General features: G+C 66.7%; 22 protein-coding genes and 3 pseudogenes. 10 read left to right on the forward strand and 15 right to left on the reverse strand.

The window, feature by feature from the left end:
• Window positions 1-52 precede the first annotated feature (52 nt).
• The 14 genes and pseudogenes from ShzoTeo12_RS02215 to ShzoTeo12_RS02285 form a co-directional block, all read right to left on the reverse strand.
• The gene (locus ShzoTeo12_RS02215; RefSeq protein WP_318911129.1) at window positions 53-1264 is read right to left on the reverse strand and encodes an MFS transporter; all 1212 of its coding nucleotides are present in this window, start codon (window positions 1262-1264) and stop codon (window positions 53-55) included.
• 186 nt (window positions 1265-1450) lie between these two features.
• Window positions 1451-1654, reverse strand: coding sequence for a cold-shock protein (locus ShzoTeo12_RS02220; protein WP_119258105.1), 204 nt, complete (start codon window positions 1652-1654; stop codon window positions 1451-1453).
• 102 nt (window positions 1655-1756) lie between these two features.
• Window positions 1757-2917 (reverse strand): acetylornithine deacetylase, encoded by a 1161-nt coding sequence (argE, locus tag ShzoTeo12_RS02225; RefSeq protein ID WP_318911130.1) that lies wholly within the window; start codon window positions 2915-2917, stop codon window positions 1757-1759.
• A gap of 250 nt (window positions 2918-3167) precedes the next feature.
• Window positions 3168-3845 carry a DUF1028 domain-containing protein gene (locus tag ShzoTeo12_RS02230; protein ID WP_318911131.1) on the reverse strand — a complete coding sequence of 226 codons (678 nt, stop codon included), beginning with the start codon at window positions 3843-3845 and terminating at the stop codon, window positions 3168-3170.
• Between the two features lie 11 nt (window positions 3846-3856).
• The gene (locus tag ShzoTeo12_RS02235) at window positions 3857-4279 is read right to left on the reverse strand and encodes a RidA family protein (protein ID WP_119258108.1); all 423 of its coding nucleotides are present in this window, start codon (window positions 4277-4279) and stop codon (window positions 3857-3859) included.
• The gene (locus tag ShzoTeo12_RS02240) at window positions 4216-5352 is read right to left on the reverse strand and encodes an extracellular solute-binding protein (RefSeq protein WP_318911132.1); all 1137 of its coding nucleotides are present in this window, start codon (window positions 5350-5352) and stop codon (window positions 4216-4218) included. The genes ShzoTeo12_RS02235 and ShzoTeo12_RS02240 overlap by 64 nt, the downstream gene beginning before the upstream one ends.
• On the reverse strand, window positions 5349-6152 hold the full coding sequence (locus tag ShzoTeo12_RS02245; protein WP_318911133.1) for an ABC transporter permease: 804 nt from the start codon (window positions 6150-6152) through the stop codon (window positions 5349-5351). The genes ShzoTeo12_RS02240 and ShzoTeo12_RS02245 overlap by 4 nt, the downstream gene beginning before the upstream one ends.
• Before the next feature lie 33 nt (window positions 6153-6185).
• Entirely contained in the window at window positions 6186-7115 is a 930-nt protein-coding gene (locus tag ShzoTeo12_RS02250) for an ABC transporter permease (protein ID WP_318911134.1), read from the reverse strand.
• A complete protein-coding gene (locus ShzoTeo12_RS02255) occupies window positions 7112-7366 on the reverse strand; it encodes a TOBE domain-containing protein (protein WP_318911135.1) in 255 nt (84 codons plus the stop codon). The genes ShzoTeo12_RS02250 and ShzoTeo12_RS02255 overlap by 4 nt, the downstream gene beginning before the upstream one ends.
• Window positions 7363-8202 carry an ABC transporter ATP-binding protein gene (locus ShzoTeo12_RS28195; protein WP_413251111.1) on the reverse strand — a complete coding sequence of 280 codons (840 nt, stop codon included), beginning with the start codon at window positions 8200-8202 and terminating at the stop codon, window positions 7363-7365. Before ShzoTeo12_RS28195 ends, ShzoTeo12_RS02255 begins: the two co-directional genes overlap by 4 nt.
• 10 nt (window positions 8203-8212) lie before the next feature.
• Window positions 8213-10293 (reverse strand): annotated as a pseudogene (locus tag ShzoTeo12_RS28200) (FAD-dependent oxidoreductase).
• A gap of 288 nt (window positions 10294-10581) precedes the next feature.
• Window positions 10582-12063, reverse strand: coding sequence for an aldehyde dehydrogenase (locus tag ShzoTeo12_RS02275; protein ID WP_318911136.1), 1482 nt, complete (start codon window positions 12061-12063; stop codon window positions 10582-10584).
• On the reverse strand, window positions 12060-13019 hold the full coding sequence (locus ShzoTeo12_RS02280) for a LysR family transcriptional regulator (RefSeq protein ID WP_318911137.1): 960 nt from the start codon (window positions 13017-13019) through the stop codon (window positions 12060-12062). The genes ShzoTeo12_RS02275 and ShzoTeo12_RS02280 overlap by 4 nt, the downstream gene beginning before the upstream one ends.
• Before the next feature lie 155 nt (window positions 13020-13174).
• Window positions 13175-14431 carry an NAD(P)/FAD-dependent oxidoreductase gene (locus ShzoTeo12_RS02285; protein ID WP_318911138.1) on the reverse strand — a complete coding sequence of 419 codons (1257 nt, stop codon included), beginning with the start codon at window positions 14429-14431 and terminating at the stop codon, window positions 13175-13177.
• 246 nt (window positions 14432-14677) lie between these two features.
• Between ShzoTeo12_RS02285 and ShzoTeo12_RS02290 the strand changes: the two are divergent.
• From ShzoTeo12_RS02290 to ShzoTeo12_RS02315, 6 genes and pseudogenes are all read left to right on the forward strand, one after another.
• Window positions 14678-15678 (forward strand): annotated as a pseudogene (locus tag ShzoTeo12_RS02290) (LacI family DNA-binding transcriptional regulator).
• A gap of 127 nt (window positions 15679-15805) precedes the next feature.
• Complete coding sequence (locus ShzoTeo12_RS02295; RefSeq protein ID WP_318911139.1) at window positions 15806-16840, forward strand: sterol desaturase family protein; 1035 nt, start codon at window positions 15806-15808, stop codon at window positions 16838-16840.
• Window positions 16837-17148, forward strand: coding sequence for a MocE family 2Fe-2S type ferredoxin (locus ShzoTeo12_RS02300; RefSeq protein WP_234189889.1), 312 nt, complete (start codon window positions 16837-16839; stop codon window positions 17146-17148). Before ShzoTeo12_RS02295 ends, ShzoTeo12_RS02300 begins: the two co-directional genes overlap by 4 nt.
• 76 nt (window positions 17149-17224) lie before the next feature.
• Entirely contained in the window at window positions 17225-18169 is a 945-nt protein-coding gene (locus ShzoTeo12_RS02305) for a substrate-binding domain-containing protein (RefSeq protein WP_234189890.1), read from the forward strand.
• 57 nt (window positions 18170-18226) lie between these two features.
• Window positions 18227-19432, forward strand: a complete 1206-nt coding sequence (locus ShzoTeo12_RS02310) for an NAD(P)/FAD-dependent oxidoreductase (protein ID WP_318911140.1) — start codon at window positions 18227-18229, stop codon at window positions 19430-19432.
• Window positions 19432-20253, forward strand: coding sequence for a sugar phosphate isomerase/epimerase (locus ShzoTeo12_RS02315; RefSeq protein ID WP_318911141.1), 822 nt, complete (start codon window positions 19432-19434; stop codon window positions 20251-20253). Before ShzoTeo12_RS02310 ends, ShzoTeo12_RS02315 begins: the two co-directional genes overlap by 1 nt.
• Before the next feature lie 25 nt (window positions 20254-20278).
• On the opposite strand, the gene ShzoTeo12_RS02320 is transcribed toward ShzoTeo12_RS02315, so the two are convergent.
• Window positions 20279-20941: a GntR family transcriptional regulator gene (locus tag ShzoTeo12_RS02320; protein ID WP_318911142.1), complete on the reverse strand. Its 663-nt coding sequence runs from the start codon at window positions 20939-20941 to the stop codon at window positions 20279-20281.
• A gap of 246 nt (window positions 20942-21187) precedes the next feature.
• Between ShzoTeo12_RS02320 and ShzoTeo12_RS02325 the strand changes: the two genes are divergently transcribed.
• The 4 genes and pseudogenes from ShzoTeo12_RS02325 (at window position 21188) to ShzoTeo12_RS02340 (ending at window position 25650) form a co-directional block, all read left to right on the forward strand.
• Window positions 21188-22450 (forward strand): NRAMP family divalent metal transporter, encoded by a 1263-nt coding sequence (locus ShzoTeo12_RS02325; RefSeq protein ID WP_119258124.1) that lies wholly within the window; start codon window positions 21188-21190, stop codon window positions 22448-22450.
• A gap of 13 nt (window positions 22451-22463) precedes the next feature.
• Window positions 22464-23233, forward strand: a pseudogene (locus ShzoTeo12_RS02330) (LamB/YcsF family protein).
• A 10-nt stretch (window positions 23234-23243) separates the two neighbouring features.
• Window positions 23244-24053 carry a putative hydro-lyase gene (locus ShzoTeo12_RS02335; RefSeq protein WP_318911143.1) on the forward strand — a complete coding sequence of 270 codons (810 nt, stop codon included), beginning with the start codon at window positions 23244-23246 and terminating at the stop codon, window positions 24051-24053.
• Window positions 24054-24060: 7 nt separating this feature from the next.
• Window positions 24061-25650: a 5-oxoprolinase/urea amidolyase family protein gene (locus ShzoTeo12_RS02340; protein WP_318912355.1), complete on the forward strand. Its 1590-nt coding sequence runs from the start codon at window positions 24061-24063 to the stop codon at window positions 25648-25650.
• The last annotated feature ends 6 nt before the right edge of the window (window positions 25651-25656 follow it).

The following is a 25656-nucleotide window of genomic DNA, read 5'->3' on the forward strand; positions in this document are numbered from 1 at the left end:
TGATTGGGTTCGCGGCGGATATCCGCCGCTCGGGAGAGGCAGGCCGGGCGGCTTATCCGCCGGTGCCTTCCTCGATCCTCGGGAGAAACCATGCGAGCAGCCCCGCCAGCGGCAGGAAGGAGCAGAGATGGTAGACCGTCTCCACGCCGTAGCTGTCGGCAAGGATGCCGAGGAGCGCGGCGGCGATGCCGCCGAGGCCGAAGTTGAGGCCGTAGAACAGCCCGCCGATCAGGCCGATGCGGTTCGGCAGAAGCTCGATGGCATAGATCAGGATCGAGGCGAAGGCGCTTGCCATGATCAGGTTGATCATGACCGTCAGCACGCCGGTCCAGAAGAGATCGGCATAGGGCAGGATCAGCGTCAGGGGAAGCGGGCCGAGCACCGAGATCCAGATGATCCGGTAGCGGCCGATCCGGTCGCCGACGATGCCGCCGATCAGCGCGCCCGCCGCCGAGGCCAGGAGGAAGATGAACAGCATCATCTGCGCCGAGGGAATGGAGAGGCCGAACTTCTCCATGAGATAGAAGGTGTAGAACGAGCGGAAGCTCTCGCCATAGGCATTCTTGGTGAACATCAGCAGCGTCAGCACCACCAGCCCCGCGCCGATCGTCGCGGGGGCATGGCGCACGGTGCCGGTCGCCGTCTTGGCCTTCGCCCGCATCGCCGAGAATTCGGCGCTGATCTGGCGCTGCTTGCTGCCGATCCAGACGAGGAGCCCCATCGCCATCAGCGCCAGCACGGCGAACCAGGCAAGGCTCGGCTGGCCCCAGGGAACGATGATCAGCGCGGCGAAGACCGGCCCGAGCGCGCCGCCGGCCTGTCCGCCGACCTGGAAGAGCCCCTGCGCCAGCCCCTGCCGCCCGCCGGCGGCATAGCGCGCCATGCGCGTCGCCTCGGGATGGAAGATCGACGAGCCGATGCCGATCAGGGCCACCGAGACGAGGATCACCACATAGCTCTGGGCGAAGGCGAGGCTGACCAGCCCCGACAGCGTGAACATCATGCCGACGACCGGGGAATAGGGCGCGGGATGCTTGTCCGTCACCATGCCGATGGCCGGCTGCAGCAGCGAACCGGCGATCTGGAAGGTCATGGTGATCATGCCGATCTGCACGAAGTCGAGCGCATAGGCATCTTTCAGGATCGGATAGGCCGCCGGAATCAGCGATTGCATCAGGTCGTTGAGAAGATGGCTGAAGCCCAGGACGACGAGGACCGCAAGATAGGTCCTCGGCTGCGTGGCGGTGCGGATGGCGACGGTCATATCGGATTCCATGAGCGGCCGGATGCGGCGATGGGTCTGCTGCTGCAGCCGCATCCCCGCATGGCCGTTCTCGAATGAGTGCATTTCCGGCAAGAGCGCGAAGCGGCCCTGCGTTCGAAAATGCGGAGAAGCAAAGAGCTGGAGCGTTTTCGCGATTCGGGAAAAGCGGAAATGCTCCAGGTCTTCTCAGAGCGTGCTGACGTTCTCGGCCTTCGACTTTCCGGTCTTGCGGTCCTGGCCGATGTCATAGCTGACCTTCGTGCCTTCCTGCAGCAGCCCGCCCGGCTGAACGGCCGATACGTGGACGAACACGTCCGGTCCGCCATTGTCTGGAACGATGAAGCCGAAGCCCTTGTCCTGGTTGAAAAACTTAACAGTTCCGGTTGCCATGATATCCTCGTGTGCGAAAAGCCGTCTTTCGGCCGCCGGAGCTTATGCATCGCGAGTGCATGCGGCAACAGCTTATTCGCGCCATATCGGCGGCAATACGGGTCAGGCGGCGGTTTCGAGCTCTTCCGTCAGGCGCGCGAGCATGACATCGCAACGTTCGAGCTGCCCGGCCGCGATAAATTCGTCCGGCTTGTGGCCCTGTTCCATCGAGCCGGGACCGCAGATCGCCGTGGAGAGGCCGAGCGTCTGGTCGAACAGGCCGCCCTCGGTGCCGAACGCCACTTTCAGCGTGGTCTCGTCGCCGAGCAGGCGGGCGAGGAGGCGGGCGGCGGGCGCGTCGGGCCGGGTGGCAAGGCCCGGATAACCGGAAACCTCCTCGATCTCGATGCAGGCCATGGGGAAGCGGCCGCGATAGGGCGCCGCGATGGCCTCGGCATCGGCGGCGATGCCAGCGAGGATGTCGGCGGGATCGTCCCCGGCGATGTTGCGGATCTCGAAGTCGATCTCGCAGCGGCCCGGCACGATGTTGAGCGCGGTGCCGCCGCGCATCATGCCGGCATGGATGGTGGAATAGGGGATGTCGTAGTCGGCATCGCGCGCGCCGTGCGTCGCCAGCGCCTCCTGCCGCGCCTCAAGGGCCTGGATGAAGGCCGCGCCGAGATGGAGGGCGTTGAGGGCCTTCGGGGCGAGGGCGGAATGGCCCTCCTGGCCGTGGCAGCAGGCCCGCAGCGCCCGCTTGCCCTTGTGGCCGGTGGCGATGCGCATCTCAGTCGGCTCGCCGACGATGCACAGCGCCGGCCGCTCCGTCCGCGCCGCCAGTGCCTCGATCATGCCGCGCACGCCGATACAGCCGATCTCCTCGTCATAGGAGAAGGCAAGATGCAGCGGGCGTTTCAGCGGACGGGTGGCGGCGATGAGGGCGGCGCGCAGGCTGGCCGCGACGAAGCCCTTCATGTCCGCCGTGCCGCGCCCGTAGAAACGGCCGCCGCGCTCGGTGAGCGTGAAGGGATCGCTGCTCCAGGCCTGCCCCTCGACCGGCACGACATCCGTATGGCCCGACAGGACCACGCCGCCGGCCCCTTCCGGCCCGACGGTCGCGAAGAGATTGGCGCGGCTGCCGTCCGGGTGGGAAAATCGCTCGATGCGCGCGCCCACGGGGCGCAGCAGGCTTTCCACATGGTCGAGCAGCGCGAGGTTGGACATGCGCGAGACGGTGGGCTCGGCGATGAGGCGGGCGAGGATTTCGGGCGTGGAGGGGATCATGGGGTGCGGTCGTGTGGTTGGAGATGATGGTGCTTCGGGCGTATTGGAGGGTATCACCTTTGCCTTGGGATGGCGCTTGCCCCTCATCCGGCCTGCCGGCCACCTTCTCCTTGGCTGCGGGGAGAAGGGGATATGCCGGACCGGTTTCCCCAACCAATAACCGTGCGTGTGACACGCCCCCTCTCCCCGCTTGCGGGGAGAGGGCTAGGGTGAGGGGCAGCCCCGGGCGCGGCGCAGATTAAACCACCCCTCACAAATCCCCCGGCACACCGTAGCTCGGCGCGCCCGAGGGGTTGAGCGCGCGGGTGACATAGGCATCCATCTCGCCGCGCCAGCGCTCCCAGAGCGCGGCGCATTCCTCGATCGGGTCGCCGTCGGTCCAGTCGATGCGCAGGTCCGCGACATTCCAGGAGACCTTGTCGACCATGACGAGGCCCATGGAGTGGACCGGCCCTTCCTCGCCACCCGCGGCGAGCGCCGCGCGCATGGCGGCGATCAGCCGGTCACCGAGATGCTTTCCGGCGGCAGCCTCGAAGGCCTCGATCATCTTCTGCGGGATTTCGGTGCTGATCAGCATGTTGCCGGCGGCGACGACGTTCTTGCCGCACGCTGTCGCATGGGTGCCGAGGGTTCTCGCGCCGGAATAGGCGGCGGTGTGGCCTTCGGCATCGACCAGCGCGAGCTGGCGGTATTCGATATGCGGGGCTTCAGTGATGAGCCGCTCCAGCGCCGCTTCCGCCGAAAGGCCGCCGGCCATCAGGTCCAGTCCCTTCGGGCCGAGGCGCGGGTCGGTGACGTTCTGCGTCGAGACCGCGCCGACGCCGGCGCGCGCATGGGCGCAGCGCGCCGCGACGCTCGGCGAGGAGGAGGAGACGGCGACGCCGAACATGCCGGTGTCGGGGCAGCGGCCGGAGACGGAAAAGGTCATGCCGGCCTCCCTCAGGCTGCGTCGGGAATGACGGCGGTCGCCTCGATCTCGACCAGCCATTCCGGCCGGGCGAGGGCGGAGACGACGAGGCCGGTCGAAACCGGGAAGACGCCCTGAAGGTACTTGCCCATCTCGGTATAGACGGCCTCGCGGTAGCGGATATCGATGAGATAGACGACGACGCGGCAGATATGGCTGAGGTCGGAACCGGCCTCCTCCAGCAGCATCTTGATGTTCTCCATCGCCTTGCGGGCCTGCGCGCCGGCATCGCCGACATGCAGGCTCTCGCGTGTGTCGAGGTCCTGCGCGATCTGCCCGCGCACGAACACCGTCGTCCCGCGCGCCACCACGGCCTGGCAGAGATCGTTGTTCAGCTTTTGCTCGGGATAGGTCTCCTTCGTGTTGAAGGGGCGGATGCGGGTGTGCACGGGCATGGAAGTCTCCTTGAGGGTATGGGAAAGCGCCGCGGTCGCCCGCGGCGCGAAAGCGGGACTACTGGAGAAGCTGCGTCCAGACGCGGGTCACGAGGTCCTGCGCGGCGGCCGAGCGTACGCGAGAAGGTGATCGGCACGTCCGGGTAGAGTTCTGGCGCCGTTTCCTTCGTATTGACGACCTTGTCCGCGATGACCTTCATCGGTGAGGAATGGGAGTAGAAGTTCATCTGCTCCGTGGCGTTCTCCGCCGTCGACATGAACTCGATGAACTTCACCGCGTTGTCGTGGTTCGGCGCATCCTTCGGGATGACATAGCTGTCCATCCAGCCGACGAGGCCTTCCTTGGTCATGGCGAGCTTGACCGGCGAGCCGGTCTTGCGGGCGCGCAGCGAGTCGCCGTCCCACCAGAAATGCGCCGAGACCTCGCCTGACGCGAGGCGGCTTGCGATATTGTCGGAGGAGTAGACGGCGACGGACGGCTTCTGCGCCATCAGCAGGTCCAGAACCTTCTTCATTTCCGCCTGGTCTTCCGAGCAGAAGGGGACGCCGAGATAGAGCTGGGCTGCGCCGATCACCTCGTCGGGATAGGAGAGGAGGGCGATCTTGCCCTTAAGCTCTTCCGCCGGCTCGAAGAAATACTTGAAGCTGTCGGTCGGGCCTTTGTACTGGTCGGTGTTCACCACGAAGCCGGCGGTGCCGTAGGCGAGCGGGATGGAATATTCCTGCTTCTCATCCCACCACTGGTTACGCCACTTCTCCTCGATGTTCTCATAGGCCTTGAGTTTGTTGGCCCCGAAATTCTCGATGATGCCCTGGTCGATCATCACGCGCAGGAAGTGCTGCGAGGGGGTGGCGATGTCGTAGCCGGAGGAGCCGGCCTGCAGCTTGGTCAAAAGATCCTCGTTGGAGGTGAAGCTGTCGACATTCACCTTTACGTCGTTCTCCTTGGAGAATTTCGCGATGAGGTCCGGCGAGATGGATTCGGCCCAGGCGTAGATGTTGAGTTCGCCGGCGGCCTGTGCGCTCGTGGCGAAGCAGAGGGCGAGGGCTGTGGCGGCAAGGTATTTCTTCATTTTATGTTCCTCTCTTTGATTATCGTTCTGTGATTATGGTTCTGCATTTTCGCGGGCGCGCGCGCGGCAACGAGTAGCGCGACGGTGGCAAGGACCAGCGAGGCCAGGATCAGCAGCGTCGCGATGGCGTTCAGTTCCGGCGAGGTGCCGGCGCGGATCAGCGAGAAGATGTAGACGGGCAGCGTCGTCGAGCCGCCGGTCGAAAGCAGGTTCGAGGTGATGAAGTCGTCCATCGAGATGAGGAAGGCGAGCATCGCGCCGGAGAAGACACCGGGGAAGATGAGCGGCAGCGTCACGCGGCGGAAGGTCGTCCAGCGGTCGGCATAGAGATCGGCGCTTGCCTCCTCGAAATCCAGCGACATGCCCTGCAGGCGGGCGCGGATCGGCAGGAAGGCGAAGGGCGTGCAGAAGGCGGAATGGGCGATGACGAGCCGCAGCATGCCGTTCTGGATATCGAGCAGCGAGAAGAGAAGGAGCGTGGCGACGGCCAGCACGATTTCCGGCAGCAACGGCAGGTTGACGACGGTCTCGGAAAGTTTGCGGAAGCGCAGGTCCTTGCCGCGGATGATGGCGAGCGCGGCGGAAAGCGCGACGAGGGTGGAGACGACGGTGGCGATGGCCGCGACCGTCAGCGAGGTCTTCAGCGCATTCATTAGCGCGGCATTGTTAAGTGCCGAGCCGTACCATTTCAGCGAAAAGCCGGTCCAGACGCCGGCAACGCGGTTGGCGTTAAAAGAGTAGACGACGATGACCGCGAGCGGCGCATAGAGATAGGAGGAAGAAGACGGTGAGCGGGGCAAGGCCCGGATAGCGCTTGACGTCGTGGCGAATGCTCATGGCGTCGCCTCCCGGCGGGCGGCGCGCAGCGCCGTGAAGATCAGGAAGACCATGACGAGGGCCATCAGCGCCATGGCGATGGCCGCGCCGAAGGGCCAATTGCGGCCGCCGCCGAACTGGAGCTGGATGAGCGAGCCCATCATCATCTGCTTGCCGCCGCCCATCAGGGTCGGCTCCAGCACCGCGCCGAGCGAGGGGACGAAGACGAGGATGGCCCCGGCGGTGAGGCCCGGCGCCGTCAGCGGCAGGATCACCCGGCGCAGCGTTACCCAGCGATCGCCGTAAAGGTCGTGCGAGGCCTCGATCAGCGTGCCGTCCAGCTTCTCGATGGAGGCGAAGACGGGCAGCACCATCAGCGGCATCGCGGTATAGACCATGGCCGTCAGCGTCGCGCCGTCGTTGAACATGAAGCTCATGCCGGCGGGAAGGCCGAGCGTTTCGAGCAGCTTCGGCAAGGTGCCGTCCTTGCCGAGGATGATCATCCAGGCATAGACGCGCAGGATCATCGAGACCCAGAAGGGCAGTGTCACGAGATAGACGAGCGCCGCCTTGCGGCCCGGCGGCTGGCGCGAGATGAAATAGGCGACGGGTACGGCAAAGAGGAGGCAGATCAGCGTCGTCGCGCCGGCGAGCAGGAAGGTGCGGCCGATGATCATGAGATATTGCGGGGTGAATTCCAGCTCCCCGGTCCAACCCTCGTTGAAGAGGATCTGGCTGTAGCCAGCGAGGTTGAAATCCCAGGTGAAGCCGCCATAGGCGCCGCGTGTCGCCACGGAGACGGCGGCGATGATGAAGATCGGCAGGATCAGCGCGAAGCCCATCAGCAGGCGCGAGGGCAGGAGGCCCCAGAAGGAAAGGTCGTGCCAGAAACGGGCGCGGGGCGCGCGCGCCGTCTCGGCGGGGATATGGAGGGCGCTGTCGGTCATGCCGCCAGCACCCGCGCGGAACCCGCGACGAAGCCAACGGGAACCGTCGCGCCGAGCGGGATCGTGTCGCCGTCGCGGGAGGCGTTGCGGCGCGAGGCGCGCAGTTCGGTACCCGCGACGTCGAGCGTGTAATGGGTGTAGCCGCCCATGTAGTTCTTGTTGATGATGCGGCCCTCGAAGGTGATCCCTTCTGCCTGATTGCCGAGATTGATCTTTTCCGGGCGCACGGAGAGCGTCGCGCGGCCCTTCATCGTTGGGCCGGTTGCCGGCACGGTGATGGAAAGGCCAAAGGGCGTGCGGATGTCGCCTCACGGCCGGTGGTGTCAAGCACCTCCACATCGAGGAAATTCGTCTCGCCGACGAAATCGGCGACGAAGCGGTTCACCGGCTCTTCGTATATCTCCGCCGGCGTTCCGATCTGCTGCACCTCGCCGCCGCCGAGCACGGCGATGCGGTCGGACATGTCGAGCGCTTCTTCCTGATCGTGCGTGACGAAGACGAAGGTGATGCCGGTGTCGCGCTGGAGCGTGCGCAGCTCGTCACGCATCGCCTGTCGCAGCTTCAGGTCGAGGGCGGAGAGCGGTTCGTCGAGCAGCAGCACTTCCGGCTCGGGCGCGAGCGCGCGGGCAAGGGCGATGCGCTGGCGCTGGCCGCCGGAGAGCTGGGCGGGCTTGCGCCTGGCCATCGGTCCCATATGCACGCGCTCCAGCATCTCGCCGACACGCGTCTTGATGCGGCCCTGCTCCCAGCCGAGGTTTTCGAGGCCGTAGGCGACGTTCTGTTCCAGCGTCATGTGCGGGAAGAGGGCGTAGCTCTGGAAGACCGTGTTGACCCGCCGCTTGTGCGGCGGAATGGCGACCACTTCCTTGCCGTTCAAGAGGATCGAGCCTGCGTCCGGGCTTTCAAAGCCGGCGAGCATGCGCAGCAGCGTGGTCTTGCCACAGCCGGAGGGGCCGAGCATCGTGAAGAACTCGTTGCTGCCGATGTCGAAGCTGACCGATTTCAGCGCCTGATAGGCCCCGAAGCTTTTGGAAACCGACTTCACTTCGATGGCCCTCTTGTCTCCGGTAAAATGGGGCTCAGTCATGCGTCGTTCCTCACGCCGGTTCGAGCTGGGTGACTTCGCGGCGGAAGGGCAGGGCATCGCCGATATCGGGCGTGTCCAGTTCCCGCGCATAGCGATGGCCCGCATAGGTCGCCCAGGCGATCGGGGCCGGAGCGCTGGCGTCGCCGATGATCTTGACCGACCTGATGCCGGCATCCGCCCAGTCCGCCTGCCGGGCGAGGAGGTCGTTGTAGAGCGCATCCTCGGCAAGGCGCGAGGCGACCATGACGACGGCGTCGCAGCCGATGGCCGTCTTGCGGCCGGTATAGGTGCAGTTGGTCTCGACCTCGCCGGCGCGGATGGCGGTGACGCCGCGGTTGAGGCGGATGTCGACGCCGAGATCGTCGAGACGCACATGGATCGCGCCCTGTTCCAGCGTGTTGCGCGTCCAGTCGGAAACATAGGCCGAGGGCGTAACGAGGATGACGTTGGCGCCGGCCTTGGCCATCACCTCGGCCATCACGCCGCCCATGTAATAGTGGTCGTCGTCATAGACGACGACGGTCTTGCCGGCGAGATTTTCGGGATGAACCTTCGCCATGACGTCGTCGGGCGTCCAGACGGTCATGGCGGGATCGATCGGCATGGGCACGACATGCTGGCGGGCGACGCCGTCGCGCCGCCAGTGCGATCCGGTGGCGATGGCGACATGCTCGAAGCCGAAGCCCAGCACATCCTCGGCCGTCAGGCGGCTGTCGAAATAGGTCTCGACATTGGTGCGCTGGGAAATCTGGTACTGGCGGTAGTCGACGACGCGGCCCCAGGCGGAAAGGCCGGGCAGAAGCCGCTCGCGGGCGACGCGGCCGCCGAGCGTCGTGGTCGCCTCGGCCAGCGTCACGTCATAGCCGCGCAGCGAGAGGGCGCGCGTGGCTTCGAGGCCGGCGGGTCCGGCGCCCACGACGAGCACCGTCTGGCTCTCGCCCTTTTCGTTCATGCGCTCGGGGTGCCAGCCCTTGCGCCATTCCTCCATGAAGGTCGGGTTCTGCGTGCAGCGGCTGATCGACATGGTCATGTCGCCGGTGATGCACATGTTGCAGCCGATGCATTCGCGGATGTCCTCGATGCGGCCCTCCTCGATCTTCCTCGGCAGGAAGGGATCGGCGATGGAGGGGCGGGCGCAGCCGATGAAATCGAGCACGCCCTGGCGGATCATCCGCGCCATCACGTCCGGCGAGGTGAAGCGGCCGACGCCGACGACGGGTTTCGAGGAGAGTTCCCGGATGCCCTTGACCAGCAGCTCCTGCGCGCCTTCTTCCTTGAAGCGCGAGGGGCCGGAACAGTCCTCCCAGGCGCCGTGCGCGAGGTCCCAGAGGTCGGGCAGTCGGCGTTCATCTCGACGAATTCGCGCACCTCGGCATTGGAGAAGCCGAGTTCGCCGATCGTCTCATCAAGGCTGACGCGCATGGTGATCGCCGTCGTGTCGCCGACGGCATCGCGGATATCGGCGACGACCTCGCGGGCGAAGCGCGAGCGGTTTTCGAGGCTCCCGCCATATTCGTCGGTGCGCTGGTTGGTGGCGCGCGACAGGAAGTGCTGGAAGATGCCGAAGCCGTGCGCGCCGTAAAGACAGATGAGGTCGAAGCCGGCGACCCTGGAGCGCTTCGCCGCGTTGACGAACCAGCGGCGAAGGTCCCGGATGTCGGACCTGTCCAGCGCGCGGGCCTGCACCGGATCGTTGGTGAAGGTGCGGATCGGCAGCGCCGAGGGGGCGAGCGGCACTTCCTTGGTGTAGAAGTTCGGGCCGTTGATGCCGGAATAGGCGAGCTGGATGCCGGCGAGCGCGCCATGCACCTTCATGGCGTCGGACATGCGGCGAAGGCCGGGAATGTCCTTGTCCTCCCACAGGCGCAGTTCGATGAAGGGCGTGATCTCCGAGGTGTGGTGCATCTCGGTCTGCTCGGTGAAGATGACGCCCCAGCCGCCTTCCGACTTGATGCCGCGCATAGCCGCGGCCGCCGAGGGGTCGCGATAGCCGCCGCCATTGCAATGCGGCACCTGGTAGAACCGGTTTTTTGCGACATGCGGGCCGATCGCGAGGGGTTCGAACAGGATATCGTATTTGGCGTCACGCATGGCGGTCCCCGGGTTTTGTGAGGCTATTGGATTGGGCGAAGTGCCTCCGGTAAATGATGCGTTCCGGAAGCATGGATTAGGTTCAGGCTAATCGAGATGCGCGGTGTGAAGGCCGCGCCTTTTCAATTTTCGCGCGAATAAACGGCGTCTTGCAAAATATCTTTTGATTTCAGTCAATTATGAAGACGGCGGTGCCGGCTTGGGCTTGCAGGCAAAAGCGCGAGCTGGAGCCGGCGCCGCCGATGATCGAAATACGGGCCGGCACGTGCCGCCGGCCCGGGCAGATGCCTAGTATTTCACCCACACGGTTTTGAGCGCGCAATACTTGTCGAAGCTGTGGATGGAGAGGTCACGGCCGAAACCGGACTGCTTGACCCCGCCGAAGGGCGTCATGGCGGAGAGCGCATCGACCGTGTTGACGGAGACCGTGCCGGCATTCAGCCGGTCGGAAACCGAGAGCGCGCGCGAAAGGTCCTTCGTCCAGACGGAGGCGGCAAGGCCGTATTCGCTGTCATTGGCGATGCGCAGCGCCTCTTCGTCGCGGTCGAAGGGCGTGATGGCGAGGACGGGGCCGAAGATCTCCTCCCGCGCGATGCGGGCGTCCGGCGCGACCTCGTTGAAGATGGTCGGCTGGATGTAGCAGTCCGAGCCGTCGCGCGTCTCGCGCGTGCCGCCATGGGCAAGGCGCGCTTCCTTGCGACCGATGTCGATATAGGAGGCGACGCGGTCGGCATGGCTCTTCTCGACCAGCGGGCCCATGCGCGTGGCAAGGTCGAGCGGGTCGCCGAGCGGCCATGCGGCCGTCGCGGCGATCAGCTTCTGCGTGAATTCTTCCTGCACGGAGCGGTGCACGAGAAGGCGGGAATTGGCCGAGCAGACCTCGCCGGAATTGAACAGGATGCCGAAGGCCGCCATCTCGGCCGCCCTGTCGAGGTCGGCATCGGCGAAGACGAGGTTCGGCGACTTGCCGCCCGTCTCCAGCCAGACCTGCTTCATGTTGCTTGTCCCCGCATAGGTCATGAAGAGCTTGCCGACCTTGGTCGAGCCGGTGAAGACGAGGGCGTCGACATCGGGATGGAGGCCGAGCGCGCGGCCGGCATCTTCGCCGAAGCCGGGCACGACGTTGAGAACGCCGTCCGGCAGGCCCGCCTCGGAGGCAAGTTCGGCCAGCATGAGGGCGGAGAGCGGCGATTGCTCGGCCGGCTTCAGCACGACGGAATTGCCGGTGGCGAGCGCCGGCGCGAGCTTCCACGTCGCCATGTCGAGCGGGAAGTTCCACGGCACGACGGCGCCGATGACGCCGAGCGGCACGCGGCGGATCATGGCGAGGTCGCCGCGTCCGGTGGGGGCGATCTCGTCATAGAGCTTGTCGATGGCCTCGGCATGCCATTCGAAGAAATGGGCGGAGCCGGGCGCGTCGATGGTCGAGCTGTCGCCGATCGGCTTGCCCATGTCGAGCGTGTCGAGGAGGGCAAGCTCCGGCACGTTCTCGCGGATGAGGGCGGCAAGGCGCAGCAGCACCGCCTTGCGCTCGGCCGGCGACTTGCCGGACCAGCGGCCGTCCTCGAAGGCGCGCCGGCCGGCGGCGACGGCGGCGTCGATATCCTCGGCGGTGCCGCGTGCGACGGCGGTGAGCACCTGCGCATTGGCGGGGTTCACGGTCTCGAACCGGCCGCCCTTCGCGGCATCGCGGAAGCGTCCGTCGATATAGAGGCCGTTGCGGAATTTCAGGCTCGCCGCGCGGGCGCGCCAGTCGATGGTCGTCGTCATGAACTGCCTTTCTTTGCGGGTGGGGTGTCGGCGGAAACCGGCAGGTCCATGCCCATGCCGCGGATCGTCTCGCCGCAGAAGTCGATGAAGCGCCGCACGGTGAGCGCCGGATTGGCATCGGCCATCGAGAGGATGCCCATGCGCATGGGGCGCAGGTTCCCGGTCAGCGGCACGAAGACGAGGCGGCTGCCGTCCGGCGCATAGGTGGAGACCGGGCGGATATTGGCGATGGAATAGCCGAAGCGGTTGGCGACCATGGCGCGCATGACCGACATGTCGCGCGTGCGCTCCGCCACATGGGGCGTCAGGCCGGCGTCGCGGAAGAGCGAGAGGAAATAGGCCGAGGAATGCGGCAGGTCGAGCAGGATCATCGGATGCGGCGCAAGGTCCTCCACCGTCACCTCGCGGCGGCCGGCGAGCGGATGGTCCTCGTCGAGCACCGCATAGGGCGGCAGCACGGCGAGCTCGTGGAAGGTCATGTCGGCGGGAATGTCGAGATCGTAGCTGAGCGCGATGTCGAAGCGCGCCATGCGCAGCCCTTCGAGGATGCGCGCCTGGTCACGCTCGTACTGGAAGAAGTCGACATCCGGATAGGTGTCGGAGAAGGCGCGGCGCAGCGGCGGGATGACGGCCTGCGCGAAGGTGACGAGACAGGCGACATGCAGCGGCCCGCGCACCTGGCCGGTCAGCTCGTTGGAAAGCGCGTTGAGCTTTGCGGCTTCCGAGAGGATCTGCCGCGCCTGCGCGACGAAGCCGTGGCCGGCCTGCGTCAGCGACAGGCCGTGCGCGTGGCGGCGCACGAAGAGGTTGATGCCGAATTCCTTCTCGAGCTGCGAGATCGCCGCCGAGACGGACGGCGCCGAAACGTTCACCCGTTCGGCCGCCTCCGTGACGGAGCCGAATTCCCCGACCGCGACGAGATACTCCAGTTGCCGGAGCGTGAAGCGCAAGGCCATGTCTGTTCCCCTGTTGAGGCCCCAATTAAGGAACAGATTCGCCCGCGCGAAAGGGTGCGTTCCGTCAGGCTGTGGACGGCGCGCTCGCGCCTCGGGGCGGGGGACGGTTCATGGCATGCTCGCTTCCTCCTCGCGGGCGGCCGGTGCCTGGCCTTTCAGGAGGCCACGGCGGCGACGCCGGTGTCCTTTCCGCTGCGGTGTTCGGCGATGTAGCCGGCGAGATAATCCGCGTCGTGCCAGCAGCCCCAGATGAAGGAGGAGGCGCGGCGCGACAGCCACGGCAGGCCGACGAAGAAGAGGCCGGGCACCTTCGAGACGCCGCGCTCGTGGACGGGGCGGCCCTTCTCGTCGAGCGCGTCGAGCTTCAGCCAGCCGTAGTCCACCGCATAGCCCGTCGCCCAGACGATGGAGGTGATACCGGCCTCCTTGAGGTCCAGCATCAGGATCGGATCGGTCACGCAGGCCGGGTCCGGCTCCTTGTGGCGCGCCTCGGGATCCTCCGGCAGGTCGAGGCCGTGTTCCGCCGCATAGGCGTCGGCGCGGTCGAGCAGGGAGAGATGGTTGGCGTCGCCCCGCGCGATGTTGTCGACGAGGTCGGGTGCGACATGCAGCACGCCGTCCCTGTAGGACTCGGCGCGGCCGAGCAGCGTCATGCCGCGGTTGCCGAGGCGGCGGAAGTCGACCGTCTGCCCGCCATAGGCGCCGCTGACGGCGATGGTGACATGCTCGGTGTTCGGCGCCGGCACCTTGAGGTCCCAGATGCCGAGCACCCCGAGCCACCAGCAGAAATCCTTGCCGCGATAGCGGCGCGGCGGTCTGTCGTGCGGGCCGATGGAAAGGTAGACGCGGCGGCCGGCGCGCAGGAGCTCGTCGGCGATCTGCGTGCCGGAGGACCCGGCGCCGATCACCAGCACCGTGCCCTCGGGCAGCTGGCCAGGATTGCGATAGGTGTTGGAATGGATCTGGGTGAGGCCCGCCTGTGCCGGCACGAGGGCGGGCATGATGGGACGCTGGAAAGCGCCGGTGGCCGAGACGACGTTCCGCGCCTCGATCACGCCATCGGAGGTCTCGACGCGGAAGGTCGCGCCCTCCTTGCCGACCGACCGGACCTCCACGCCGCAACGGATCGGCGCCTTGATCTTTTCCGCGTAGGTCACGAAATAATCCGCCACCTGCTCCTTGGGGGCGAAGGCCTCGCCGTCGAGGCCGGGGAAGGTCATGCCGGGAAAGCGGTCGTGCCAGGCGGGGCCGTTGGCGACGAGGCTGTCCCAGCGGGCGGTGCGCCAGTTCTCGGCGATGCGGGCCTTTTCCAGGACGAGATGGGAAATGCCGCGCCTGCCGAGATGCTCGCTCATCGCGACGCCCGCCTGGCCGGCGCCGATGACGAGCGTGTCCACTTTTTCCACTGCCATGCCGCTTTCCTTTCCTTCCCGGAACGCCACCTCTGCGACCGGTCCTGCCGATGTGTAAGGGAAGGGAAAAAAGCGGACATGAGTGTTTGATTCAGCGATGCTTAGGCGGTCGCTAAGCCATGGAATCGCCGCCGCCCAACGAGGGGCGGAATGGAAAAGGCGGAGGATGCCATTTTGGAGCGCGCGTGATCGGCAAGGTTGGGCTAGATTCGGATTCGCCCTGAAGCCATCGAAGGACGCCGCACCGTGAGCAAGCCGAACTACCGCGACATCGCCCGCCATGCCGGCGTGGGGACGGCGACGGTCGAGCGGGTGCTGAACGGGCGCGGCGGCGTGCGGCCGGACCTCGTCGCCAGGGTGGTGATCGCCGCGCGCGCCCTCAAATATCCACGCACGCTGCCCGATACGCATCGCGGGCTGCTGCGCATCGAGGTGCTGATGGTGCGGCCGGAGACGACGTTCTACCGGCGGCTTTCCCGGGCCTTCGAGCGCATCGCCGCGACGCTCGATCCGCTGGTGGTCGTCCAGCGCAGCTTCACCGAGGAGATGAAGCCGGAGGCGATCGCAAGGCGCATCCTTTCCACCGAGACGCCGCGCGCGGGCCTCATCCTCGCCGTTCCCAACAGCCCGCTGATCAGCGCGGCGGTGGAGGCGGTGGTCGCCCGGGGCATTCCGGTCGTCCATGTCGTCACGCGCGCCTCGGGCCATACGGGCGAGTTCGTCGGCATCGACAATCACGCGGCGGGCCGCACGGCCGCCTACTTCATCGCGCGCATGGCGCGGGCGCAAGGCCCGGTCGTCGCCCTCTGTCATCCCATCTACCAGGTGCATCGCGACCGCATCCGCGGCTTTTCCGACTATTTCCTCAAGCATCCCGGCCCCATCGCCTTCGAATGGCTCGGCTTCACCCGCGACGAGGAGCATTTCAGCGCGGAAACGCTGGCGATGGTGCTCGAAAGGCACCCCGATCTCGTCGGCCTCTACAATGCGGGCGGGGCGAATGCGGCGCTGATCAGCGTGCTGCAGCGCCACCCGCGCGGGCGTGACATCCTCTTCGTCGGCCATGAGCTGACGGACTATACCGCGCGGCGCTCGGCGAGGGCATCATGGACGTGGTGCTGGACCAGGCGCCGGAGGCGCAGGCCCAGCGCGCTCTCGATCTCGTCCTGCGCCGGATCGGCCTGACCGACATCGAGCCGGACCGCAATCCCATCCGCTTCATCACCATCACGGCCGAGGGGCTTTGATCTGATTTGATCAAGGAAGCCTTCGGTGCGCCGCCCTGTTCCTGATATTTTTCAAGTCAGGAGGAGGGCCGGCGGCGCTCTCCCGTCATCCGGCAATTGTGCGGGCGAAAGCCCGAAGGAGAGCGCAATGGACGATCTGAAATACGGCAAGCGCAACAAGCGCGGCGACTGGGCGCCGAACGATCCGGTGGAGACCGCGCCGCTGTTCGCCTTCCCGCCGAAGCTTATGGCGATCCTCAAGTGGTTGCCGCACTATTTCTTCCCCTGGAACGTCATCTTCGCGCTCTCGGCGGTCGCCTACTGGGCCTGGGTGATCCCCCCGGTCGAGACGATGAAGACGCTCGCCATCGGCTGGGCGCTCTGGCTCTATGCGGTGAACGCGGTCTGCGTCTTCCTGTTCTACGGTGCCTTCGAGCTTCACCTCTACGTGCTGAAGCGGCAGGAGAACCGCTTCAAGTACAATGGCAGGTTCCCCTCCGACCAGAAGAACAACGTCTTCTGGTTCGACCGCCAGAACGTCGACAACATGCTGCGCACGTTCCTGTCGGGCGTGACGATCTGGACGGCCATCGAGGTCGGCATGCTCTGGGCCTATGCCAACGGCTATGCGCCCTGGCTGACCTTCGCGGAGAACCCGTGGACGCTGGCGCTGGTCGCGCTCGTCGTGCCGATCATCCACGAATTCCACTTCTTCTGCATTCACCGGCTCATCCACGTGCCGTTCCTCTACAAGTGGGTGCACTCGGTCCACCACAATTCGGTGAACCCGTCGCCGTGGTCGTCGCTGTCCATGCATCCGGTCGAGCATTTCCTCTATCTCGGCACGGCCTTCTATCACCTGATCCTGCCGTCCAACCCGGTGCTGATGCTCTACCAGCTCCACTATGCCGGCTTCGGCGCCATTCCCGGCCATGTCGGCTTCGACAAGGTGGAGGTCGGCGAGGACAAGCTGGTCGATAGCCATTCCTATGCGCATTACCTGCACCACAAGTATTTCGAGGTGAACTACGGCGATGCCCTGATCCCGCTCGATAAGTGGTTCGGCACCTGGCACGACGGCTCGCCGGAGGGCGAGGCCCGCATGCAGGAGCGCTACCGCAGGCGCAAGGAAAAGCTCGCCGCCCGCAAGGCCCGCACCGAAGTCCGGGGAGCAGCCGAATGACCTGGGTATCCGCTTGCAGGATTGACGATATCGAGCAGGAGGGCGCCGTGCGCTTCGACCATGGCGGCCGCACCTATGCGATCTACCGCGGCCCGGACGACAGCGTCTATTGCACGGCGGGCCTGTGCACCCATGAGGCGATCCATCTTGCCGACGGACTCGTCATGGATTTCGAGGTGGAATGTCCCAAGCATTCCGGCGCCTTCGACTATCGCACCGGCGAGGCCCTCCGGCTTCCCGCCTGCGAGAACCTGAAGACCTATCCCGCCGAGGTGATCGACGGCGAGGTGCGCGTGGCCCTTTCCTGAAGGCCCGCATCATCGATCGGCCCTTCGGGCCTCCGGTGTGCGAGCGGGTGAACCGGCACCCATTGGGAGGAATGACATGAAATCTCTATGCCTGGCGGCCGTTCTGGCCGCCTTGATGGGAAGCGCTGCTTCGGCCGAGACGATCGGCGTCTCGATGCAGAGCTTCGACAACAATTTCCAGACGCTGCTGCGCGAGGGCATCGGCGCCCGCGCCGCCGAGGTGAACGGCGTCAACGTGCAGGTCGAGGACGCGCAGACCGACATCTCCAAGCAGCTCAACCAGGTGAACAACTTCATCGCCGCCGGCGTCGATGCGATCATCATGACGCTGACGGACACCTCCGCCGCCCCCGGCGTCAGCGAGGCGGCGTCCAAGGCCGGCATTCCGCTCGTGTTCCTCAATCTCGAGCCGGAAAACCTCGCCAGTCTTCCCGAAAAGCAGGCCTATGTCGGCTCGAAGGAGACGGATGCCGGGCGGCTTGCCGGGGAGGCGGCCTGTTCGCTGCTGAAGGAGAAGGGCAAGGCATCGGATGCGCAGGTCTATATCCTCATGGGCGACCTTGCCCATCAGGCGTCGCGCGACCGCACCTCCTCCTTCAAGGACGCCCTGGCGGGCGGCGACTGCAAGGCCGTGACGATCGCCGACGAGCAGTCCGCCGCCTGGACGCGCACCAATGCGATGGACCTGACGACGAACTGGATCACCGCCGGCCAGCCCATCGACGTGGTCTTCGCCAACAACGACGAAATGGCCATCGGCGCCATCCAGGCGCTGAAGGCGGCGGGCGTCTCCATGGACGACGTGATCGTCATCGGCATCGACGCCACGCAGGACGGCCTTGCCGCCATGGCGGCCGGCGATCTCGACGCGACCGTGTTCCAGAACGCCAGGGGCCAGTCCGGCAGCGCGCTGGACGCCGCCGTGGCGCTCGCCCGCGGCGAGGCCGTCGACAGGCAGGTCTGGGTGCCCTTCGAGCTCGTCACGCCGAAGAACATGGCGGACTATTCCACGCGGAACTGATCCTCCCCGCCGGTGCGTTTCCGAGCGCGCCGGCAACATTTTCCCATGGAGAGCCTCATGAACGGGATCGTCATCATCGGCGCGGGCGAAGCGGGCACCCGTGCGGCCTTCGCGCTTCGCGAGGCCGGGTTTTCCGGTCCGGTCACGCTGGCCGGCACGGAGCCGCATCTTCCCTATGAGCGCCCGCCGCTCTCCAAGCCGCTGGACGGCGCCGTCCAGATGAAACCGATCTGCTCGGCCGAGGCTCTCGAAGCCGCCGGCATCGACTATCTTCCCGGCATGCCGGTAGTGCAGATCGACACCGCCCGTCGCCACCTTCTCCTCGGCGACGGGCGGACGCTTGCCTATGACAGGCTGCTCCTTGCCACCGGCGCGCGGCCCCGCCGGCTCGCCTGCCCGGGCGCCGAACGGGCGCTCGACTTCCGCACCTTCGCGGATGCGGCGGCGATCTTCTCCCGCGTTGAAGGGGTGGAAACCGTCGCGATCGTCGGCGGCGGGCTGATCGGCATGGAGCTTGCGGCGGTGCTGCGCGGCAAGGGCGTCGCCGTCGGCGTCGTCGAGGCGGCGGCAAGGCCCCTCGGCCGCGCCGTGCCCGCGCGCCTTGCCGCGCGGCTGCATGCGCGCCATGCCGAAGAGGGCGTGCGGTTCCACCTCGGGCAGGGGATCGCCGAAATCACGCCCGATGCGGTCTTGCTGGCCGATGGCACGCGGGTTCCGGCCGATATCGTCGTCTCGGCCATCGGCGTCGTGCCGGATACCGGCCTTGCCGAGGCGGCGGGGCTCGCGACCGGCAACGGCATCCTGACGGATGCCTTCCTGCGCACCAGCGATCCGCATGTCTTCGCGGCGGGCGACTGCGCGGCCGTGTCCGTGGCCGGCGGCGGGCATGTCCGGTTCGAAAGCTGGCGCAACGCGCGCAGCCAGGCCGAAACCGCCGCGCGCAACATGGCGGGCGCGAGCGAAGCCTTCGCCGCAATCCCGTGGTTCTGGTCCGACCAGTACGATCTCGGCTTGCAGGTCGCGGGCCTGCCCCAGCCGGGGCATGACTGCATCCTGCGGCCGGCCGGGGAGGGAGAGCTGGAATTCTATCTCGACGGCGGGCGTCTCGTGGCCGCCGCCGGCCTCGGGCCGGGCAACAGCCTTGCGAAGGACATCAAGCTCGCCGAGATGCTGATCGCCGCCGGCATCAGCCCGGATCCCGCCGCGCTCGCGGACCCCGCCGTGAACCTCAAGGCCCTCCTCAAGAGCGCGCGGGCGGCGTAATGCAGAAACTGCTGTTCTTCCAGTCGCTCTGGGCCATGGAACGCCGGCATACGGACGGGCACGAGCGGAGCCTTGCGGAAAACATCGCGATGATCGCAGAGGCGGGCTTCGACGGCGTCAGCGCGCATTACACGAAGCGCGCGGACGTCAGGACGCTGGACGAGGCGCTGCGGGGAACCGGCCTCGGGATCGAGGGCGTCTGCTTCCCGCGCACCGTCGAGGACCTGCGCCTGCCGCTGGAACTGGCCGCCGAATATCCGGTGAGACATATCAACCTCCAGCCCGATATCCGCCTGCGCCGGGTGGAGGATTGCCTGCCGCTGCTCGACGGCTGGATGGCGCTTGCCGAGCAGGCCGGCATTCCGGTCTTCATCGAGACGCACCGCGACCGCATGACGACGGACCTGTTCTTCACGCTCGATCTGCTCGACCGCCGCCCCGATCTGCCGCTTCTCGCCGATCTCTCGCATTTCCTCGTCGGCCGGGAATTCGCCTTTCCGGTCGAGGAGGAGAACCACGCCCTCATCCGGCGCATCCTGGAAAATGCCAAAGCCTTCCACGGCCGCGTCGCCTCGCGCGAGCAGGTGCAGATCGAGATCTCCTTCCCGCATCACCGCCCCTGGCTCGACCTCTTCCTTAACTGGTGGGACGACGGCTTCCGCCACTGGCGCGCAAATGCGGCCGAGGATGCCGAGCTGGTCTTCACCTGCGAACTCGGCCCCAAGCCCTATGCCATCACCGGAAGGGACGGCAACGACACGACGGACCGCTGGGCGGAGGCCTTGATGCTGCGGCAGGAGGTGCGCGCGCTCTGGAAGTGAGCGGAGGCGGCGAAGCCGCCGCCGCTTACGCCTGCTCGGAGGCCCGTTCCAGCGCCTTCAGCATGGTGCGTTCGGCAAGGTTCAGATAGGTCTCCATCTGCGTCGCCGCCTCGTGCGGCCGGTTCTCCTCGAGAAGGGTCACGATGGCGTCGTTCATGTCGACGAAGGGCGCGTGCAGGTGCTCCGGGTCGTTGAGCAGCCCGAAGCAGAGGCGCAACTCCGCCGAGATGCGCTCGTAGAACTCGTTGAGCCGCACGCTGTCGGAAAGGTCGATGATGGCGGTGTGGAAGATCATGTTGGCGCTGCCGACGCCGAGCCAGTCGCCCTTTTCGCGCTCCTGCTGCGCCCGGCCCACGGCCTCGCGCATCACCCGGATCGCCGGATGCTGGTGCCATGCCTGGCGCAGTGCGCCGCATTCCAGCATGCGCCGCACGCGGTAGATGTCGATGATCGAGGCCATGGAGGGCACGGCGACGAAGACGCCGCGATTGGCCTCGTGCCGCAGCAGCCCATCCTTGGTGAGCAGGCGGAAGGCCTCGCGCAGCGAATTGCGCGAGACGTCGAAACGCTCGCTGAAGGCCGCCTCCGAAAGGCGCTGGCCGGGCGAGAGCTCGCCCGAGATCAGCAGCGTTCGAATGCGCCGCGCCAGCCGGTCCGCCAGCGGCAGGCCATTACCATCCTCGCTCATGCCATCCTCCCCGTCCCAGGCTTTCAACCGCCGGAACGTGCCCTATTTCAATGCTGGCCTTAGCACGAATGCAGAAGGGACGGTGCGAAATTCGTCGCCAATCCCGTGCTATCTGATTGGTAAAAAGGCAGAAATAAGGAACGATAGGGAATTATTGTTGAACAAAGTTGACATTTTTGTGTAGCAATGCATCATTCCACCATGCGCCACCCGCGAGGGGCGGGTGAAGGAGAGCGGAGAAATCTCATGGAACAGAATGCAGCAGCGCCTGCCGCCACGGGTGTGGTCGCGCAGGGCGTCCACACCGTCAAGTCCCGTCGCGCCGCGCTCATCGCCGCGATCTTCCTGATGGCGACCAGCGCCATCGGCCCCGGCTTCATCACGCAGACGGCCACCTTCACCACGAAGCTCGGCGCCGCCTTCGCCTTCGGCATCCTTGCCTCGATCGTCATCGACTTCGTCGTGCAGCTCAATATCTGGCGCATCGTGACGCTGACGCGCATGCGCGCCTCCGACGTCGCCAATGCCGCCATTCCGGGCTCCGGCTATCTGCTCGCCGTCCTCGTCATCGTCGGCGGCCTGTTCTTCAATATCGGCAATATCGGCGGCACGGGCCTCGGCCTCAACGCCGTCTTCGGTCTCGATCCGAAGATCGGCGGGGCGATCAGCGCGGTCTTCTCCATCGGCATCTTCCTGTCGAAGCGGGCCGGCCTTGCCGTGGACCGCTTCATCGTCTTCGCCGGCATCCTGATGATCGTGCTGACGCTCTACGTCGCCTTCGTCTCCGGCCCGCCGGTGGGCGAGGCGCTCTACCAGACGGTGCTGCCGGCGACGATCGACTTCGCGACGATCACGACGATCGTCGGCGGCACGGTCGGCGGCTACATCACCTATTCCGGCGCGCACCGCCTGCTCGACCGCGGCATGGTCGGCCAGGAGCACCTGCCCGCCGTCAACCGCGCCGCGCTGACCGGCATCGCGGTGACCGGCCTGATGCGCTACGTGCTCTTCCTCGCCATTCTGGGCGTCGTGGCGAGCGGCGTCGTCATCGATACGTCCAGCCAGGTGGCGAACCCGGCCGCACAGGCCTTCCAGGCCGCCGCCGGCGATTTCGGCCTGCGCCTCTTCGGCATCATCTTCTGGGCGGCGGCGATCACCAGCGTCATCGGCGCGGCCTATACGTCGGTGTCCTTCATCACCGTCTTCAAGCACGATGTCAGCGAGCATACCCGCAACATGGCGACGGTGCTGTTCATCGCCGTCTCGCTGGTCTCCTATCTGCTGATGACCACGCCGCCGGCCGCCATGCTGGTCTTCGTCGGCGGTCTCAACGGCCTCATCCTGCCCATCGGCCTGTCCATCTTCCTCTTCGCCGCCTGGAAGCGCGAGGACCTGATGGGCGGCTACCGCTATCCGCGCTGGCTGCTCGTCCTCGGCGTCCTGGTCTGCGCATTGACATGGTATATGGGCTACAAGTCGGCCGGCACGATCTTCAGCCTGCTCGGCTAATAGGGAGGAAATCATGGTAGCGATCGATCTCAACAGCGACCTCGGTGAAAGCTATGGCGCCTGGCGCATGGGCGACGACGCGGCGATGCTCGCCGTCGTCTCCTCCGCCAACATCGCCTGCGGCTTCCATGCCGGCGACCCGGCGGGCATCTACCGCACGGTCAAGGCCGCCGCGCCGCCAACGGCGTCGTGATCGGCGCGCACGTCTCCTACCCGGACCGCGTCGGCTTCGGCCGCCGCGACCTCGACGCGACGCCCGAGGAACTGATCGCCGACGTGATCTACCAGATCGGCGCCATCAAGGGCGTCGCCGCCGCCGCCGGCACCACGGTGCGCTACGTCAAGCCGCATGGCGCGCTCTACAACCGCATCGCCTATGACGCCAGGCAGGGTCAGGCGGTGATCGACGGCATCAAGGCCGTGGATCCCTCGCTGATCCTGATGGGTCTTGCCAATGCCCCGATCCTCGATCTCGCCCGCCGCTCCGGCCTTGCCGTCGTCGCCGAAGCCTTCGCCGACCGGGCCTATACGCCGAAGGGCGAGCTCGTCTCGCGCCGCGAGGCCGGCTCCGTGCTGCACGACGAGAAGAAGATCGCCGACCGCATGGTGCAGCTTGCCCGCGAGGGCACGCTGGAAGCCATCGACGGCAGCACGATCCGCGTCGAGGCGCAGTCGATTTGCGTGCATGGCGACAGCCCCGGTGCCGTCGCCATCGCGCAGGAGATCCGCCGTCGCTTCGAGGCCGAGGGCATCGTCATCCGCTCCTTCGCCGACAAGGCGTGAGGGCGCGGTCATGACGATCCCGACCGCTTATCTCGACCATGTCGATGCGTCGAGCGCCCGCAAGGCGCGCGCCACCTACCGCGACGGCCTCGTCGCGCCGACCTCTGGCATCGCGCCCGGCTTCACCCAGGCCAACATGATCGTGCTGCCGCGCGACTGGGCCTTCGATTTCCTGCTCTATGCGCAGCGCAATCCGAAGCCCTGTCCGGTACTCGACGTTTCCGATCCCGGTTCGCCGACGACGCTGCTGGCGCCCGGCGCGGATCTGCGCACCGACCTGCCGCTCTACCGCATCTGGCGGGACGGCAAGCTCGTTGAGGAGACCCCGGACGCGACCGCGGCCTGGGCCGAGCGCGACGATCTCGTCGCCTTCCTGATCGGCTGTTCCTTCACCTTCGAGACGCCGATGGTCGAGGCGGGCATCGAGATCCGCCACATGACGGACAAGTCCAATGTGCCGATGTACCTGACCGACAAGGCCTGCCGGCCCGCCGGCCGCCTCAAGGGCAACATGGTCGTCTCCATGCGGCCGATCCCGGCCGCGCGCGTCGCCGATGCCGCGACGATCTCCGGCCGCTTCCCGGCCGTGCACGGTGCGCCGGTGCATATCGGTGCGCCGGAAGAGCTCGGCATTGCCGATCTCGCCAAGCCCGATTTCGGCGATGCCGTGCGCATCGAGCCGGGTGAAGTGCCGGTCTTCTGGGCCTGTGGCGTCACTCCGCAGGCGGCCGTGATGGCCTCCGGCGTGCCCTTCGCCATCACCCATGCGCCGGGCTACATGTTCATCACCGATATTCCCGATTCCGCCTATCACGCATGAGGGCATGATGCGCTTTCTTCCCGTCAGCCTGACCACCATCCTCGTCGAGCTTGCCGATCTCGACGAGACGCTTGCGCTCTTCGCCTCGCTGCAGGCGGACCCGGTCGACGGCATCGAGGAGATGGTGCCGGCGGCGCGCACGCTGATGATCCGCTTCCGCCCGGAAAAGGTGACCTCGGCCGAGCTTGCCGCGCGGATCGCCACCCGCGACCTCTCGGCGAAGATCGCGCCCTCCGAGCATCTGGTGGAAATCCCGGTGCGCTATGACGGCGAGGACCTCGCTGACGTCGCGGAGTTGACGGGCCTCACAGTGGAGGAGGTCGTCCGCCGCCACACGGAGAGCGAATTCACCGTCGCCTTCTGCGGCTTCGCGCCGGGCTTCGGCTATCTCGTCGGCGGTGACACCGCCTTGCATGTGCCGCGCCGCAAGAGCCCGCGCACCCGCATTCCGGCCGGCTCCGTGGCGCTTGCCGGCGCCTTCAGCGGCGTCTATCCGCAGGCAAGCCCCGGCGGCTGGCAGATCATCGGCACGACGCCGGTCAAGATGTGGGACATCGACCGCGATCCCGGCGCGCTGTTCCAGCCGGGCTACCGCGTCCGTTTCTTCGACATGGATCAGCCGGGCAGGACCGTCAGCATCCCGCAAGCCGCGCCCCGCAAGGAACGCGCCGTCGCGCCGGAAGCGCCGCAGTTCAAGGTGCTCGCCGCGCCGATGCCCGCCGTCTTCCAGGACCTCGGCCGTTTCGGACAGACGGGGCAGGGTGTTTCCGCCTCCGGCGCGCTCGACCGCGCCGCCTTCAATGCCGCCAACCGCATCGTCGGCAATCCGGCCAATACGCCGGTTCTCGAACTCACTCTCGGCGGCTTCTCCTTCGCGTGCAACGCCCGCGCCGTGATCGGCCTTGCCGGCGCGGCCTCAGCGGTGACGGTCCGCGATGCCGCCGGCCGCAGCCGCGATCTTGCGGCCTATGAGCCCGTCTCGCTGGAGCCCGGCGACGTCGTGACCATCGGCCAGCCGAAAAAGGGCATGCGCGCCTATCTCGCCGTGCGCGGTGGCTTCGACGTTGCGCCGGTTCTCGGCAGCGCCGCGACCGATACGCTCGCCGTCGTCGGCCCCGAACCGGTTACGGCCGGGACGGTGCTTGCGCTCAGGGGCGGGGAGGGGCTCGCCAGCGTTTCCCTCGACGAGGCCCCGGCCTTCGACCTGCCGGCGGCGGGCGATGTCGTGACGCTCGACGTGGTGCTCGGTCCGCGCACGGACTGGTTCACCGAGAAGGGCATCGAGACGCTGACGGGCCAGCTCTGGCAGGTCACGCCGCAATCGAGCCGCGTCGGCATTCGCCTTGCCGGCGAGGTGCCGCTGGAGCGCAAGGACAGCGCGGAACTGCCGAGCGAAGGCACGGCGACGGGGGCTATCCAGGTGCCGCACAGCGGCCAGCCGGTGCTCTTCCTCGCAGACCATCCGCTGACCGGCGGCTATCCCGTCATCGGCGCTGTCGCCGAATATCATCTGGACCTTGCCGGCCAGATCCCCATCAACGCAAAAATCCGTTTCCGCCCGATCGGCCCCTTCGCCGAAATCGCCGCGACCCGATAGGAGAGT

Source organism: Shinella zoogloeoides, assembly GCF_033705735.1.
GTDB lineage: Bacteria > Pseudomonadota > Alphaproteobacteria > Rhizobiales > Rhizobiaceae > Shinella > Shinella zoogloeoides_A.

Excerpts from the sequence above, each read along its gene's own strand:
- ShzoTeo12_RS02320 (WP_318911142.1), bottom strand. The coding sequence starts at position 20,941 with ATGAGCGAGGATGGTAATGGCCTGCCGCTGGCGGACCGGCTGGCGCGG.
- ShzoTeo12_RS02295 (WP_318911139.1), top strand. The coding sequence starts at position 15,806 with ATGGACGATCTGAAATACGGCAAGCGCAACAAGCGCGGCGACTGGGCG.
- ShzoTeo12_RS02285 (WP_318911138.1), bottom strand. The coding sequence starts at position 14,431 with ATGGCAGTGGAAAAAGTGGACACGCTCGTCATCGGCGCCGGCCAGGCG.
- ShzoTeo12_RS02215 (WP_318911129.1), bottom strand. The coding sequence starts at position 1,264 with ATGACCGTCGCCATCCGCACCGCCACGCAGCCGAGGACCTATCTTGCG.
- argE (WP_318911130.1), bottom strand. The coding sequence starts at position 2,917 with ATGATCCCCTCCACGCCCGAAATCCTCGCCCGCCTCATCGCCGAGCCC.
- ShzoTeo12_RS02315 (WP_318911141.1), top strand. The coding sequence starts at position 19,432 with ATGCAGAAACTGCTGTTCTTCCAGTCGCTCTGGGCCATGGAACGCCGG.
- ShzoTeo12_RS02310 (WP_318911140.1), top strand. The coding sequence starts at position 18,227 with ATGAACGGGATCGTCATCATCGGCGCGGGCGAAGCGGGCACCCGTGCG.
- ShzoTeo12_RS02305 (WP_234189890.1), top strand. The coding sequence starts at position 17,225 with ATGAAATCTCTATGCCTGGCGGCCGTTCTGGCCGCCTTGATGGGAAGC.
- ShzoTeo12_RS02335 (WP_318911143.1), top strand. The coding sequence starts at position 23,244 with ATGACGATCCCGACCGCTTATCTCGACCATGTCGATGCGTCGAGCGCC.
- ShzoTeo12_RS02230 (WP_318911131.1), bottom strand. The coding sequence starts at position 3,845 with ATGACCTTTTCCGTCTCCGGCCGCTGCCCCGACACCGGCATGTTCGGC.
- ShzoTeo12_RS02280 (WP_318911137.1), bottom strand. The coding sequence starts at position 13,019 with ATGGCCTTGCGCTTCACGCTCCGGCAACTGGAGTATCTCGTCGCGGTC.
- ShzoTeo12_RS02220 (WP_119258105.1), bottom strand. The coding sequence starts at position 1,654 with ATGGCAACCGGAACTGTTAAGTTTTTCAACCAGGACAAGGGCTTCGGC.
- ShzoTeo12_RS02235 (WP_119258108.1), bottom strand. The coding sequence starts at position 4,279 with ATGCCCGTGCACACCCGCATCCGCCCCTTCAACACGAAGGAGACCTAT.
- ShzoTeo12_RS02255 (WP_318911135.1), bottom strand. The coding sequence starts at position 7,366 with ATGAAGGGCCGCGCGACGCTCTCCGTGCGCCCGGAAAAGATCAATCTC.
- ShzoTeo12_RS02300 (WP_234189889.1), top strand. The coding sequence starts at position 16,837 with ATGACCTGGGTATCCGCTTGCAGGATTGACGATATCGAGCAGGAGGGC.
- ShzoTeo12_RS02240 (WP_318911132.1), bottom strand. The coding sequence starts at position 5,352 with ATGAAGAAATACCTTGCCGCCACAGCCCTCGCCCTCTGCTTCGCCACG.
- ShzoTeo12_RS28195 (WP_413251111.1), bottom strand. The coding sequence starts at position 8,202 with ATGACTGAGCCCCATTTTACCGGAGACAAGAGGGCCATCGAAGTGAAG.
- ShzoTeo12_RS02275 (WP_318911136.1), bottom strand. The coding sequence starts at position 12,063 with ATGACGACGACCATCGACTGGCGCGCCCGCGCGGCGAGCCTGAAATTC.
- ShzoTeo12_RS02325 (WP_119258124.1), top strand. The coding sequence starts at position 21,188 with ATGGAACAGAATGCAGCAGCGCCTGCCGCCACGGGTGTGGTCGCGCAG.
- ShzoTeo12_RS02250 (WP_318911134.1), bottom strand. The coding sequence starts at position 7,115 with ATGACCGACAGCGCCCTCCATATCCCCGCCGAGACGGCGCGCGCGCCC.
- ShzoTeo12_RS02340 (WP_318912355.1), top strand. The coding sequence starts at position 24,061 with ATGCGCTTTCTTCCCGTCAGCCTGACCACCATCCTCGTCGAGCTTGCC.